The organism is Ensifer sp. ZNC0028, assembly GCF_000799055.1.
Taxonomy (GTDB): Bacteria; Pseudomonadota; Alphaproteobacteria; order Rhizobiales; family Rhizobiaceae; genus Ensifer.
This window is the reverse complement of record NZ_JTLA01000107.1, coordinates 24,163-37,835: the sequence shown is the minus strand read 5'-3', so window position 1 is coordinate 37,835 and position 13,673 is coordinate 24,163. Positions and strand designations below refer to the sequence as shown.

Below are 13,673 nucleotides of genomic sequence, written 5' to 3'. Positions count from 1 at the left end.
CGCTCCAGGTTGGACCGTTCAGCCTTTGAGACCGGTCATGGTGATGCCCTCGACGAAGCGCTTCTGCGCCAGCAGAAAGGCGGTGACGAGAGGAAGGGTGATGATGAGAGTGGCGGCCATCAGCGCGCCGTAGTCGTCGCCTGCTTCCGCGGCGCGGAAGTAGAGAAGACCAAGCGGCGGGGTGGCGTAATCCTGGTTGGTGACGACGATCAGCGGCCAGAAGAGATCGTTCCAGTGGGCGACGACCGAGAAGATCGCGAAAGCCGTGATCGCCGGCCAGGCATTCGGCACGATGACCCGCGCAACGATGCCCGCCTCCGACATGCCATCCAGGCGCGCCGCGTGGATCAGATCGTCGGGCATGGCCCGGAAGAACTGCAGGAACAGGAAGATCGCGAACACCGAGATCGAGAACGGCGCCACAAGTGCGGTGTAGCTGTTCAGGACCGAGAGCCTGTCGAAGGCGACATATATGGGCAGCGCCGTCGCGTGGATCGGCACCAGGAGGCCGAGCATGACCAGAACCATCATCGTGCGGGCGGCCCGGAACTTCAGCTTCGCCATGGCATAGGCGCAAGGTATGGCAACGACGATCTGGATGACGAAGATCAGCGCGCAGACGATCACGCCGTTGAAGAGCAGGGTCGACATCGAAACGCGCGACAGCGCCTTGGAGAAGTTCTCGACATAGGACCATTGCTGCGGGATCAGCGACAGCGACGAGGAGAAGATCTCGCTCTGCGCCTTGCCGGCGGTCGAGACCATGAAGATGTAGGGCGCAAGGAAGAGGAGCGAGCCGAGCGAAAGGACCGCAAGACGGACGATGCGGGCGACGGAAGGAGCGTTGGTGGTCATGCGTAATGCACCTTCCGGTCGAGCACGCGGTACTGCAGGAACATCAGGACGACGAGGATGGCGAGGAAGACGACGGTCATGGCCGAGGCGTAGCCGACGCGCAGGTAGACGAAACCCTCCTGGTAGATGGTGAAAAGCAGCACCTCCGACGCCTTGTTCGGACCACCCTCCGTCAGCGTCTTCACCGTCTCGAACACCTTGACCGAATTGATGATGCTGATGGTGGTGACGAACAGCGTCGTCGGCCCGAGCATCGGCCAGGTCACCAGGCGAAAGCGATCGAACCACGACTTGGCACCATCGACTTCGGCAGCGGCATAGAGTTCGCGCGGGATTGCCGTGAGGCCGGCGAGGAACAGCACCATGTTGAAGCCGACCGACTGCCAGATGCCGATGATCGACAGGCCATAGAGCACCGTGCCGGAGGCGCCGAGCCAGTTGGGGCCGGCAATGCCGAAAACGGCGAGGAAGGTGTTGATCGGGCCGATGGTCGGGTGGAACAGGAACTGCCAGACCGTGGCCATGGCAACGAGCAGCGAGGCGACCGGCAGGAAATAGACGGTCCGGAAAAAGGCTCGGCCCTTGGTTTCCGCCTCGATCAACATGGCGATCGCCAGCGAAAGCACGATCGATACCGGCGTGACGATCGCGGTGTAGACGGCGGTGTTCCAGAGCGAGCGAAGGAAGGTGCGATCGCCGAAGAGCTCGGCATAGTTCTCGAAACCGACGAAACGAAAGCTGCCGTAGCCGAGCTCGAAATCGGTGAAGCCGAGCACGATCACGGCAGCGGTCGGCAGCAGGATGAACAGGAAGAGCAGCGTGATGGCTGGCAGCGCCAGCAACCAGGCGATGCGGGCTTCGCGGCGATCGGGGTGAGACGCAGCACTCGCGGTTTCGAAGGTTGCGACACTAGCCATGGACCTTCTCCAGCGTCGCGGCGATAGCGATCGGCTCGGCTGCCACCCGGGTGCCCTCGCCGTCGAACAGCATCGCCCGTTCCGGCATGAACGCGACATCGACGGGCTGACCGATCGCGAGTGCTGCGGCTTCGGCGGGTGCTGACTTGGCGGTGATCACTTCGCCGATCGCATCGAGGCGAGCGTGGACGATCACCTCGGAGCCGAGAAACTCCATGCGCTCGACCCGCGCAGTCAGCCGGCCGGCGCCTGCCGCATGGAAGCGCACGAATTCCGGGCGGATCGCGAGCTTCACCGGTGCATCCGGCGCCTGCCCGCGGCTTGCCAGAAGCACGAGATCGCCGAAGCGCACAATGCTTGCGGTATCCGTGCGGGTTTCGAGTACGTTGATCTTCGGCTGACCAAGGAAGCGCGCAACCTCGATATGGGAGGGGTTGTCGTAGATCTCCTTCGGGCTCGCCAGTTGCAAGAGATTGCCGCCGATCATGACGGCGACGCGGTCGGCCATCGACAGCGCTTCGGACTGGTCGTGGGTGACATAGAGTGTCGGCACGCCGGCGCGGCGGTGCAGATCGACGATTTCGCCGCGGGCATGGACGCGCAGGTTGGCGTCGAGATTGGAGAGCGGCTCGTCCATCAAGAACACGGCCGGACGGCGCACCATGGCGCGGGCAAGCGCCACGCGCTGGCGCTGGCCGCCGGACATCTGCCCGGGCTTGCGGTCGAGCAGATGATCAATCTTCAGCGCTCCGGCCATCTCCTTGACCTGGCGCTGGATATCGCTGCGGATCTGCTTCTGCCCCGGCAGAAGATTGCCGACCATGGGCAGGCGCTGCATCGCCGTCAGGCGCCGCATGGCGAGCGGCACGGCAATGTTTTGACCTGCCGTCAGGTGCGGATAGAGCGCGTAGGACTGGAACACCATCGCCACGTTGCGATCGGCCGCCGCCATGCGCGCGACACTGCGGCCGCCGATGACGATCTCGCCGGCATTGCCGTGATCAAGGCCGGCGACGATGCGCAGAAGCGTGCTCTTGCCGCAGCCGGAAGGGCCGACGAGCGCAATGAACTCGCCGGCTTCCGCCTCCAGGCTGACGCCCTTCAGGATGGCGTTGCCGCCATAGGACTTGGTGATGCCATCCAGCGAAAGCACGCTCATTGCGCTGCCTCCACGCGAACCTTCTTCTTGGCGGCGAGCGGATAGACGTCCTCGACGATCGGGTCGAGCACGTGGCTCGTCAGACCCGGCACCGCGACGATTTCGCTGGTCACGCCGGCATCGGTGAACGCGTGCACGACGGCACCGACCAGCCGCTCGCCCGGCATCGGCCGTTCCAGCGTGTCGATGATAAAGGAGGTCGGCGGCGCCCAGACGAGCGACGTCCCTGCATGTTCGCCGGTCCAGGCCCAGTGCAGGTGACCGCTGGCATGCAACGCCACCTCGGCTTCGGCGAAAAGATCAAAGAGCCGCTGGCGCTGGCGGGGACGGATGCCCCAGTAGCCGGTGTCGCCTTCGGCCGGGGCGTCGACGAAGAGCGGCTTGTGGGCGAACACCGCCACCCGGCGGCCGTCGCGACCAAGCAGTTGTTCCTCCAGCCAGGCAAATTGCCTGTCTTCTTCCTCGTCCTCGAAGCCGATCAGCAGGCTGTTGAGGCCGAGCAGCCGCCAGTCGCCATGGTCGCGGCCCCAGTAGTCCGGACCGGCGAGACGGCGCCAGCGGGCAAGCCGGACGGGGTCTACAGGCTGGTGCGAGCCCGGCAGATGGCCGACATCGTGATTGCCGGGAACGATCGCGACCGGCATCGAGAGCTGGCCGATCAGATCGAGCGAGAAGGAGATATCGTCCTCGTGGTCGGCACCATCGATGGTGACATCGCCCGTGTGGATGACGAGATCGGGTTTTACCGCCTCGATCCAGGCGCGAACCGGTTCCCAATTGCCGTTGAAATGGCTTTTGGCGGGGCTGAGATGGGTGTCGCTGATCTGGACGATTTTCATGGAAACGGGCCTCCGACGATGGCTTGCGGTATCCGCGTCGGAGGGCTGTCTCTCCCCTTCTCTGCGGTTGGCCGCAGTCTTTAGGGAGCCGCCATGTCAGTTTGGTAACAGCCGTTCTCAGCTGATTTTCAGTTTCTCCATGAAAGCGTCATTTTCCGAAGCCCGGCCGGCGCGAACCGGCACGCGCGCACCGGATGTGTCTGCGTCTTCTTTCCCCAGACTCACCACTTTGCACCGAGCTCGCCCCGAATAGATGCCGGACAGGATTGCTCCATAACGGTCGCAAGCATCGCATTCGACGCGTCTGCTTCGGCGACGACCCAGTCGCGAAAGGCCTGGATCTTCTTCTGCCGCCTGGTGCTTTGCGGATAGACCAGCCAATAGGCGCGGCCGTCGCGCACCACATGCTCGAACGGCCGGATCAACCTGCCGCTCTTCAGTTCATCCATCAGGAAGGTCGAGACGGCAATCGCCATGCCGTGATCCGCCAGGATGGTGGCGACATCCATCGCCTGGACGTCGAAGATCAGCTCGGTACCGTTGCTCGCCGGCGGCTCGACGCCGGTTTCGATCATCCAGCGTCGCCACCAGTTGGCGTTGCCGAAACGCCGGATCCTCAAGACGTCGGCGGGCTCCTTGAGTTGATGTTTCTCCAGGAAGGACGGCGTACAGACCGGCACGTAATCGAGCGGAAACAAGGGAAAGACATCGTTACCCGGCCAGTCGCCGGCGCCGCTGCGCACCGCGAGATCGATGGCATCACGCTTGAAATCGATGAGTTCGGTCGACATGTGCACCCTGATGCTGATGTTCGGATGCGCGGTCTGGAAGGTGGCGAGCCGCTGGCCGAGCCAGCTCGAAACGACGGTCGGCAGCACCGAGATGTGCAGGTGATGTTCGGTCTTGTCGGCAATCTCCGAGAAGGCCGCCCCCAAAAGATCGATCGCTTCGGTTACCTTTGGCGCCAGCTGCCGCCCGGCACCGGTCAGCCGCACCTCGCGCGGAAGGCGGACAAAGAGCGGCGCGCCAATGCGGTCCTCCAACAACCGGATCTGGTAGCTGACGGCCGCCTGCGTCATGCCGAGCTCTTCGGCGGCGCGGGTGAAACTCAGGTGCCTGGCGGCGGCCTCGAAGGCGCGCACTGCACTCATAGGGGGAATCTTGCTCATGACGCTGAGATAAGCATTCTTTATGCCAGCATGCGAGAAATCGCTTTGCGCGAAACGGCAAAAAACCTCACTTTTTTCGCGAACACACGCCTTGTAGAGAAGTGAGGATAGCAATGCTTAGCGCAGTGCGATCAATGATTTACCATGTCCTGAATTGGGCCGACAGGACCCTCAGTGCTCCGGTCGCCATCGACGCGTTCAACGAGTTCCAGCTCCGGGATATCGGCCTGACGCGGGACCAGGAACATATCCGTGCGCGCGTCGGCGACACAGCGGATCCGTGGCACTGGCCGGAGGAGCCCGATCCCGATCCCGTGCCGGTGCAACCCGCAGCGAAAACAGTTTGCAGCGAAGGGCCGCGCATTGCCCGCGTCTCGCCCCGCGCCCTGGCTGGAGAAAATAAAGACATAAGCATTTCTTTATGCGATTGACGAGAAAGCGATTGCAGAGCATTGTCCCGGCATCGTGGTTCTGCGCCTCGCCATCCGGCGGGGCGGAGCTAAGAGGGAATTCGGTGCGGCGCTGACAAGCGCTAAGGCCGGAGCTGCCCCCGCAACTGTAGGCGGAGAGCGGCCGTTCGATGATGTCACTGAGGAAGACGCCTCGGGAAGACGGAACGGTCCGCGTTGACCCGCAAGCCAGGAGACCTGCCGCGATGAACAACGTCCACGGGCGGGGTGTCCGATGAGGCGCGTTGACGACGCGGGACCCTTCTCGCGTCGCGGATGCGTCGCATTCAAACCTTGCCCTTCAACCTTCGGGGTAAGGAAATGACCATCAAGACTGCCAATCTCGGCTTCCCGCGCATCGGCCGCCACCGCGAACTGAAACTCGCGCTTGAACGCTACTGGTCCGGCAAGATCAGCCGTGACGACCTTTTCGACGTCGGCCGCCGGCTTCGGGCCGAAAACTGGGCGGCGCAAAAGGCGCGCGGCATCGATATCCTCCCTTCGAACGATTTCTCGTTCTACGACCACGTGCTCGATACTGCCGTGCTCGTCGGTGCGGTCCCGGCCGCCTATGGCTGGAAGGGCGGTCCCGTCGATCTCGACACTTACTTTGCCATGGCGCGCGGCTCGACGGGTTCGCCCTGTGCTTCCGGTTGCACGCATGCGGGTGACGGCGGCAACGCCGCACTCGAGATGACCAAGTGGTTCGATACCAACTACCATTACATGGTGCCCGAATTCGAAGCGGATCAACGTTTTGCGCTGACGCATAACCGGCCGCTCGAAGCCTTTCTCGAAGCTGAAGCCCTGGGCTATCGAACCCGCCCGGTCCTACTTGGCCCGGTGACCTTCCTCAAGCTCGGCAAGGCGAAGGGCGGAGATTTCGATCCCCTCGACCTGATCGAGCGCCTGCTTCCCGTTTACGTCGAGCTGCTCACCGAACTTGCCGATGCCGGCGCCGACTGGGTTCAGATCGACGAGCCTAGTCTGGTGCTCGATCTTACCGACCGGGAAAGGCAGGCCCTGGACCTTGCCTATCATACGTTCCGGGCGAAAGTTCCCGGGCTTCGGATCATGCTTGCGACCTATTTCGGCGCGATCGGCGACAATATGGTGAGCGCCCTTGCGCTGCCGATCGCGGGCCTGCATGTCGATCTCGTGCGCGCGCCGCAGCAGATCGAGGTCCTCATCCAATCCGCTCCGGCTGACCGGGTGCTGTCGCTCGGCGTCATCGACGGCCGCAACGTCTGGAGGACGGATCTTGCCGGCCTGTTCAGCCGCCTGCAGCCGCTGGTCTCTGCCCATGGCTGCGACCGGATCGAGCTTGCGCCCTCGTGCTCGCTCCTGCATGTGCCCGTCGACCTCGACATGGAACGGGCGCTCGACCTGGAGCTTGCCTCGTGGCTCGCTTTCGCCGTGCAGAAGCTCGATGAATTAAGCCTTCTCGCCCGTGCCTTCGAGCCGGGGCTTGCCAGCCCGGAAAGGGTCTTTGCCGCCTCGAGCGAAGCGGCCAAGGCGCGTCTGACGTCGCTCAGGATCCATGATCCACTTGTTGCCGGGCGACTGAAGGCGCTGACGGCAGCCGACAGCGAGCGCCGGTCTCCCTTCCCAGCCCGTCGCGCGCTCCAGGCGGACGCGCTGCCGTTGCCGCTTTTTCCGACGACGACGATCGGCTCCTTCCCGCAGACGCCGGAGGTACGGCAGGCCCGTTCCCTGCATGCCAAGGGCGAACTCAGCTATGTCGACTACACCGCCTATCTGCGCCGGGAGACCGAGCAGGCGGTGCGCTGGCAGGAAGAGATCGGCATCGACGTGCTGGTACACGGCGAGTTCGAGCGTAACGACATGGTGCAGTATTTCGGCGAGCAGCTGTCGGGCTACGCCTTTACCCGAAGTGGCTGGGTACAGAGCTACGGTTCGCGCTACGTGCGCCCGCCGATCATCTTCGGCGACGTTTCCCGGCCAAACCCGATGACGGTCGAATGGGCGGCCTTTGCGCAGTCACTGACCGATCGACCGGTCAAGGGCATGCTGACGGGTCCGGTCACCATGCTGCAATGGTCCTTCGTGCGCGACGACCTGCCGCGGTCGGTGGTGTGCCGGCAGATCGCGCTGGCGCTCAGCGACGAAGTCAGGGACCTCGAGGCATCGGGCATCGCCATCATCCAGATCGACGAGCCGGCGCTGCGCGAGGGCCTGCCGCTCAGGGCCGCCGACCGCAAGGCCTATCTCGACTGGGCGGTGGAGTGCTTCCGCCTCAGCGCCGCCGGCGTCGGCGACGCCACCCAGATCCACACCCACATGTGCTATTCGGAGTTCAACGACATCATGCCGGCGATCGCGGCGATGGATGCCGACGTGATTTCGATCGAGACGTCGCGATCGAAGATGGAACTGCTCGGCGCGTTCACCGGAAGGGCCTATCCGAACGAGATCGGCCCGGGCGTCTACGATATCCATTCGCCGCGCGTACCGGCGGTGGATGAAATGGTGCACCTCATCGAGCGCGCGACCGAGGGGCTGACGCCGGCGCAGATCTGGGTCAACCCGGATTGCGGGCTGAAGACCCGGCGCTGGGAGGAAACCCGGCCAGCACTTGTCAACATGGTGGCGGCGGCGCGCGCCCTGCGCCAGGCCTTCGCGGATGATCCCTACAAGGCGCTTCGCGCATGACGGGCCACACGGAAGCGGCGTCGGGGGAAACCCCGGCGCCACAGACCCTCGTCGATATCGTCTTTCCCGGCGACACCAATCATCACGGCACCCTCTTTGGGGGTGCCGCATTGGCGCTGATGGACAGGATCGCCTTCATCGTTGCCACCCGCCACGGCCGCATACCCTTCGTCACCGCCTCCTGCGACCGGATCGATTTTCGCGCACCCGCCCGCATCGGCCAGATCGTCAGTTTCTCTGGCCGCCCGGTGCGCGTCGGGCGACGCTCGATGGTCGTCGACGTCGAGATGGTGGCCGAAAACCTTGCGACCGGCGGCCGCGATCTTTGCTCACGCGGACGGTTCACCATGGTTGGGATGCCGCAGGACAAAGGTGCCGACTGGCGCCTTCCGCCGCTCGCCGAGCCCGCGCCGGTGGTGCCCGAGGCGGTGGTGCCCGCGGCGGATTTCGTCGGCATGACCGACATCGTTTTTCCGGGCCAGACCAACAGCGCCGGCGCGCTCTTCGGCGGCGATGCACTCGCCCAGATGACGAAGGCGGCCTTCGTCGCCGCGACCCGACTGACCGGCAAAGCGATGGTGCTCGCCTCCTGCAGTAGCGATTTCAAGCGGCGTGTCGCCGCCGGAACGATCGTCGACACGCTGGCGCGCGTCACCCGGACCGGACGCAGTTCCACAACGATAGAGGTCGAGCTCTGGTCGGAAGAACTGCTCAGCGGCGTGCGCGTGCTGACCGTCACCGGGACTTTCGTGATGGTGGCCGTCGACAGCCGCAACCGCCCGGTTGCGGCCTTCGCCGCCTGAGCAAGCCGGGGGCGCCGCTCATGGCGCCCTCGATCCACAGGATTGATTGCGCGCCGCCATTTACTCCCCGTTATCCACACCGAAAAAGAAAAGACCTCTGCACCCCCCGCCTTCAGCATATAGAACCTATTGACGCAGATTTGCGATGAACTACTATATGTAGTGTTCGAGGTTCTTCCGATTCGCAAGGATTGGGAGCTAAGACGGGAATACGGTGCGCCGGCGGGTTTTCCGCTCAGGCTATGCCGTAGCTGCCCCCGCAACTGTAGACGGCGAGCGACTGTCCGGAATTGGACCACTGAGGCATGAGGCCTCGGGAAGGTCGGGATGGAAGCTTTGACCCGTAAGCCAGGAGACCTGCCTCGAGCAATAAACGTCCACGGGCGGGGTGTCCGGAGGGGTTGAGTGCGTGGCAGGATGAGCCTGCCCGATCGTCTCGACATCTCCCCGGCAGCCTGTCGAAAGCTTCGGGGTGAAGTCATGTCAGTTTCTTCCAGTTCAGATCCACCTTCTGCGGACGGGTGCGCATTGTTGCGCGCCTGATCGAAAGGCCGCGCCCTGAGAGCCCGCATCCGCGGAAATTCCGGAGCGCCCGACCAGAACGAGCCGGCCAGGTCGCGTAGCTGCACATGGACCAGCTTGCCGACATCCACTCCGGTCGAGGCGACCGGGGAGCGATGTTTCGTGCCCTATCGCCAAGCCCACGGTTCGCGTCCGCGCGCGCCGACGACCTCTTGCGCCCAATTTTCAGTTTCATTCACGAGGAACCCATGTCCGTCACCGTCTACAGCAAGCCCGCCTGCGTGCAATGCACCGCCACCACCCGCGCGCTCGATCGCCAGGGCATCGACTACAGGATCGTCGACATCTCCGAGGATGCGGACGCCTTCGCGCTGGTGCAGGACCTCGGCTACCGCCAGGTCCCCGTGGTCATCGCCGGCGAGCAGCATTGGGCCGGCTTCCGGCCGGACATGATCGGCGCGCTCGCCTGAGGAACGAAGCGATGGGCCTGATCGTCTATTTTTCCAGCCGCTCGGAAAACACTCATCGCTTCGTCGAAAAGCTCGGCCTTCGCGCGGCCCGCATACCGCTCAGGGAAGGTAAGGACACGCTTACAGTCACGGAGCCCTACGTGCTCGTCGTGCCGACCTATTGCGGCGACGACGGCCGGGGTGCCGTGCCGAAACAAGTGATCCGTTTCTTGAACGATACGGGCAACCGCTCTCACATCCGCGGCGTGATTGCTGCGGGCAACAGCAATTTCGGCGCGACCTACGGGATCGCCGGCGACGTGATCTCGGCCAAGTGCCGGGTACCCTATCTCTACAGGTTCGAGCTGCTCGGAACCGACGAGGACGTCGCCAATGTCAAAAACGGGATGGAACGATTTTGGACGTCACAACACTCGAACGCCCCCTGAAGGCGACGGAAGCGGCGCTGGATTACCACGCGCTGAACGCGATGCTGAACCTCTACGATGAGGAGGGGAAGATCCAGCTCGACAAGGACCGGCAGGCGGCTAAACAGTACTTCCTCCAGCACGTCAACCAGAACACGGTCTTCTTCCATAACCTGCGGGAAAAGCTCGATTATCTGGTGACCGAAGGCTATTACGAGCAGGAAGTGCTGGACCAGTATTCATTCAACTTCGTGCGCGATCTCTACGACCACGCCTATTCGAAGAAGTTCCGTTTCCCGACCTTCCTCGGCGCCTTCAAATACTACACGTCCTATACGCTCAAAACCTTCGACGGAAAGCGCTACCTGGAACGCTACGAAGACCGCGTCTGCATGGTGGCGATGGCCTTGGCGCGCGGCAACGAGGCGCTTGCCCGCGATCTCGTCGACGAGATCATTTCCGGCCGTTTCCAGCCGGCGACGCCGACCTTCCTCAATGCCGGCAAGAAGAGCCGTGGCGAGCTCGTCTCCTGCTTTCTGCTGAGGATCGAGGACAACATGGAGAGCATCGGCCGCGCCATCAATTCGGCGCTGCAGCTTTCCAAGCGCGGCGGTGGCGTGGCGCTGTCACTCACCAACATCCGCGAGATGGGCGCGCCGATCAAGCAGATCGAGAACCAGTCCTCCGGGGTCATCCCGGTCATGAAGTTGCTGGAAGACTCGTTCTCCTACGCCAACCAGCTCGGCGCGCGCCAGGGCGCGGGCGCGGTCTACCTGCATGCCCACCACCCCGACATCATGCGCTTCCTCGATACCAAGCGCGAAAATGCCGACGAGAAGATCCGCATCAAGACGCTGTCGCTCGGCGTCGTCATCCCCGACATCACCTTCGAGCTCGCTCGCAACAACGAGGACATGTACCTGTTCTCGCCCTATGACGTGCAGCAGGTCTATGGCGTGCCGCTCACCGAAATCTCGGTGACGGAGAAGTATCGCGAGATGGTGGAGGATGCCCGCATCCGCAAGCGCAAGATCAAGGCGCGCGACTTCTTCCAGATCATCGCCGAGATCCAGTTCGAGAGCGGTTATCCCTACATCATGTTCGAGGACACGGTGAACCGGGCAAACCCGATTGCCGGCCGTATCACCATGAGCAACCTCTGCTCGGAGATCCTGCAGGTTAGCGAGGCGAGCGAATTCAACGACGACCTCTCCTACAAGCACATGGGCAAGGACATCTCCTGCAACCTCGGCTCGCTGAACATCGCCGCTGCCATGGACAGCCCGGATTTCGGCCAGACGATCGAGACCTCGATCCGCGCACTGACAGCCGTCTCCGAAATGAGCCACATCTCGTCCGTACCTTCGATCGAGAAAGGCAACGACGACAGCCACGCGATCGGCCTCGGGCAGATGAACCTGCACGGCTATCTCGCCCGCGAGCGCATCTATTACGGCTCCGAGGAAGGCATCGATTTCACCAACATCTATTTCTACACGGTGACCTACCACGCGATCCGCGCATCGAACCGGCTGGCGGTCGAAAAGGGCAAGAGCTTCGCAGGCTTCGAAAACTCGAAATACGCCTCTGGCGACTATTTCGACAAATACACCCAGGCCGAATGGCTGCCGGCGACCGAAAAGGTGAAGGCGCTGTTCGAGGAAGCCGGCATTGTCATCCCGACCCAGGAAGACTGGTTGGAACTGAAACGGGCAGTGATGGAAGGAGGTCTCTACAACCAGAACCTCCAGGCCGTGCCGCCGACGGGCTCGATCTCCTACATCAACCACTCGACCTCCTCGATCCACCCGATCGTCTCGAAGATCGAGATCCGCAAGGAAGGCAAGATCGGCCGCGTCTACTACCCGGCCGCCTTCATGACCAACGACAATCTCGAATACTACCAGGACGCCTACGAGATCGGCCCGGAGAAGATCATCGACACCTATGCGGCGGCCACCCAGCACGTCGACCAGGGCCTGTCGCTGACGCTGTTCTTCCGCGACACGGCGACGACCCGCGACATCAACCGCGCCCAGATCCACGCCTGGAAGAAGGGCATCAAGACCATCTACTACATCCGCCTTCGCCAGATGGCGCTCGAGGGCACGCAGGTCCAAGGCTGCGTTTCCTGCGCGCTTTAACGCCGCGTTCCCATCAAGTGCCCCTCACCCTAGCCCTCTCCCCGCTCGCGGGGAGAGGGGACGTGCCCCACGAAACGCTGATGGATGCGTTAGGACGGTGCGGCTCGTCCCTTCTCCCCGCTTGCGGGGAGAGGGTGCCGGCAGGCGGATGAGGGACAATTCCCTCACCGCGTGGATGAGGGGCTGACACGACCCAAAAAGGCAAACCGATGAACATGCACACCAAACCCGCAAGCCGCATCCGCGCCATCAACTGGAACCGGATCGAGGACGACAAGGACCTGGAGGTCTGGAACCGTCTGACCGGCAATTTCTGGCTGCCGGAAAAAGTGCCGCTCTCCAACGACATCCCCTCCTGGGCGACGCTTAAATCCGAGGAACAGACGCTGACGATCCGCGTCTTCACCGGCCTCACCTTGCTCGACACGATCCAGAACGGCGTCGGCGCCGTCAGACTGATGGAGGATGCCGCCACCCCGCACGAGGAGGCGGTGCTTTCCAACATCTCCTTCATGGAGGCGGTGCACGCGCGCTCCTATTCCTCGATCTTCTCGACGCTCTGCCTGACACCCGATGTCGACGACGCCTATCGCTGGTCGGAAGAAAACGAGTTTCTGCAGAAGAAATCGGCACTGATCATGGAGCAGTATTCCTCGGCCGATCCCTTGAAGAAGAAGGTCGCGAGCGTCTTCCTCGAAAGCTTCCTGTTCTATTCCGGCTTCTATTTGCCGATGTACTGGTCGAGCCGCGCCAAGCTCACCAACACCGCCGACATGATCCGGTTGATCATTCGCGACGAGGCGGTACACGGCTATTACATCGGCTACAAGTTCCAGCGCGCGCTTGAACGTCTGAGCGAAGAGCGCCGTCAGGAAATCAAGGACTTCGCCTTCGACCTGCTTCTCGAGCTCTACGACAACGAGGCAAAATACACCGAGGCGCTTTACGACGGCGTCGGCCTGACCGAAGACGTGAAGAAGTTCCTGCACTACAACGCCAACAAAGCGCTGATGAACCTCGGCTACGAGGCGCTGTTCCCGGCCGAGGCGTGCAAGGTCAATCCCGCCATCCTCTCCGCCCTTTCGCCGAACGCCGACGAGAACCACGACTTCTTCTCCGGCTCCGGCTCCTCCTATGTCATTGGCAAGGCGGTGGCGACCGAGGACGAAGACTGGGATTTTTAAAGACAGCCCATCCGGTCACACCTGAAAACAAAAGGCCGGCGAGGAACAACCTCGCCGGCCTTTTGGTTCAGCAATAACAGCC

General features: G+C 62.9%; 12 protein-coding genes and 2 riboswitches. Of the genes, 7 read left to right on the top strand and 5 right to left on the bottom strand.

What is annotated here, in order from left to right:
• Positions 1 to 18 precede the first annotated feature (18 nt).
• The 5 genes from L981_RS24865 to L981_RS24845 form a co-directional block, all read right to left on the bottom strand.
• Complete coding sequence (locus tag L981_RS24865; RefSeq protein WP_043622612.1) at positions 19 to 855, bottom strand: carbohydrate ABC transporter permease; 837 nt, start codon at positions 853 to 855, stop codon at positions 19 to 21.
• The gene (locus tag L981_RS24860; RefSeq protein ID WP_043622610.1) at positions 852 to 1,772 is read right to left on the bottom strand and encodes a carbohydrate ABC transporter permease; all 921 of its coding nucleotides are present in this window, start codon (positions 1,770 to 1,772) and stop codon (positions 852 to 854) included. The genes L981_RS24865 and L981_RS24860 overlap by 4 nt, the downstream gene beginning before the upstream one ends.
• Positions 1,765 to 2,931, bottom strand: coding sequence for an ABC transporter ATP-binding protein (locus L981_RS24855; RefSeq protein WP_043622608.1), 1,167 nt, complete (start codon positions 2,929 to 2,931; stop codon positions 1,765 to 1,767). The genes L981_RS24860 and L981_RS24855 overlap by 8 nt, the downstream gene beginning before the upstream one ends.
• The gene (locus tag L981_RS24850) at positions 2,928 to 3,770 is read right to left on the bottom strand and encodes a metallophosphoesterase (RefSeq protein ID WP_043622606.1); all 843 of its coding nucleotides are present in this window, start codon (positions 3,768 to 3,770) and stop codon (positions 2,928 to 2,930) included. Before L981_RS24850 ends, L981_RS24855 begins: the two co-directional genes overlap by 4 nt.
• A 221-nt stretch (positions 3,771 to 3,991) precedes the next feature.
• On the bottom strand, positions 3,992 to 4,921 hold the full coding sequence (locus tag L981_RS24845) for a LysR substrate-binding domain-containing protein (RefSeq protein ID WP_052202007.1): 930 nt from the start codon (positions 4,919 to 4,921) through the stop codon (positions 3,992 to 3,994).
• A gap of 152 nt (positions 4,922 to 5,073) precedes the next feature.
• Here L981_RS24845 and L981_RS24840 point away from each other — a divergent pair, with 152 nt between their 5' ends.
• The 7 genes from L981_RS24840 (at position 5,074) to nrdF (ending at position 13,591) form a co-directional block, all read left to right on the top strand.
• On the top strand, positions 5,074 to 5,370 hold the full coding sequence (locus L981_RS24840) for a hypothetical protein (RefSeq protein ID WP_156134225.1): 297 nt from the start codon (positions 5,074 to 5,076) through the stop codon (positions 5,368 to 5,370).
• 18 nt (positions 5,371 to 5,388) lie between these two features.
• Positions 5,389 to 5,609, top strand: a riboswitch (cobalamin riboswitch).
• A 100-nt stretch (positions 5,610 to 5,709) separates the two neighbouring features.
• Positions 5,710 to 8,061: a 5-methyltetrahydropteroyltriglutamate--homocysteine S-methyltransferase gene (gene metE, locus L981_RS24835; RefSeq protein WP_043622658.1), complete on the top strand. Its 2,352-nt coding sequence runs from the start codon at positions 5,710 to 5,712 to the stop codon at positions 8,059 to 8,061.
• Positions 8,058 to 8,864: an acyl-CoA thioesterase gene (locus L981_RS24830; RefSeq protein WP_043622600.1), complete on the top strand. Its 807-nt coding sequence runs from the start codon at positions 8,058 to 8,060 to the stop codon at positions 8,862 to 8,864. The genes metE and L981_RS24830 overlap by 4 nt, the downstream gene beginning before the upstream one ends.
• Before the next feature lie 152 nt (positions 8,865 to 9,016).
• Positions 9,017 to 9,244, top strand: a riboswitch (cobalamin riboswitch).
• Between the two features lie 390 nt (positions 9,245 to 9,634).
• Positions 9,635 to 9,856 (top strand): glutaredoxin-like protein NrdH, encoded by a 222-nt coding sequence (nrdH, locus tag L981_RS24825; RefSeq protein WP_043622599.1) that lies wholly within the window; start codon positions 9,635 to 9,637, stop codon positions 9,854 to 9,856.
• 11 nt (positions 9,857 to 9,867) lie between these two features.
• A complete protein-coding gene (gene nrdI, locus L981_RS24820; RefSeq protein WP_043622598.1) occupies positions 9,868 to 10,284 on the top strand; it encodes a class Ib ribonucleoside-diphosphate reductase assembly flavoprotein NrdI in 417 nt (138 codons plus the stop codon).
• Positions 10,254 to 12,407 carry a class 1b ribonucleoside-diphosphate reductase subunit alpha gene (nrdE, locus tag L981_RS24815; RefSeq protein WP_043622597.1) on the top strand — a complete coding sequence of 718 codons (2,154 nt, stop codon included), beginning with the start codon at positions 10,254 to 10,256 and terminating at the stop codon, positions 12,405 to 12,407. Before nrdI ends, nrdE begins: the two co-directional genes overlap by 31 nt.
• A gap of 209 nt (positions 12,408 to 12,616) precedes the next feature.
• Positions 12,617 to 13,591 carry a class 1b ribonucleoside-diphosphate reductase subunit beta gene (gene nrdF / locus L981_RS24810; RefSeq protein ID WP_043622595.1) on the top strand — a complete coding sequence of 325 codons (975 nt, stop codon included), beginning with the start codon at positions 12,617 to 12,619 and terminating at the stop codon, positions 13,589 to 13,591.
• Positions 13,592 to 13,673: the final 82 nt, after the last annotated feature.

Excerpts from the sequence above, each read along its gene's own strand:
- L981_RS24865 (WP_043622612.1), bottom strand. The coding sequence starts at position 855 with ATGACCACCAACGCTCCTTCCGTCGCCCGCATCGTCCGTCTTGCGGTC.
- L981_RS24860 (WP_043622610.1), bottom strand. The coding sequence starts at position 1,772 with ATGGCTAGTGTCGCAACCTTCGAAACCGCGAGTGCTGCGTCTCACCCC.
- L981_RS24855 (WP_043622608.1), bottom strand. The coding sequence starts at position 2,931 with ATGAGCGTGCTTTCGCTGGATGGCATCACCAAGTCCTATGGCGGCAAC.
- L981_RS24850 (WP_043622606.1), bottom strand. The coding sequence starts at position 3,770 with ATGAAAATCGTCCAGATCAGCGACACCCATCTCAGCCCCGCCAAAAGC.
- L981_RS24845 (WP_052202007.1), bottom strand. The coding sequence starts at position 4,921 with ATGAGTGCAGTGCGCGCCTTCGAGGCCGCCGCCAGGCACCTGAGTTTC.
- L981_RS24840 (WP_156134225.1), top strand. The coding sequence starts at position 5,074 with ATGATTTACCATGTCCTGAATTGGGCCGACAGGACCCTCAGTGCTCCG.
- metE (WP_043622658.1), top strand. The coding sequence starts at position 5,710 with ATGACCATCAAGACTGCCAATCTCGGCTTCCCGCGCATCGGCCGCCAC.
- L981_RS24830 (WP_043622600.1), top strand. The coding sequence starts at position 8,058 with ATGACGGGCCACACGGAAGCGGCGTCGGGGGAAACCCCGGCGCCACAG.
- nrdH (WP_043622599.1), top strand. The coding sequence starts at position 9,635 with ATGTCCGTCACCGTCTACAGCAAGCCCGCCTGCGTGCAATGCACCGCC.
- nrdI (WP_043622598.1), top strand. The coding sequence starts at position 9,868 with ATGGGCCTGATCGTCTATTTTTCCAGCCGCTCGGAAAACACTCATCGC.
- nrdF (WP_043622595.1), top strand. The coding sequence starts at position 12,617 with ATGAACATGCACACCAAACCCGCAAGCCGCATCCGCGCCATCAACTGG.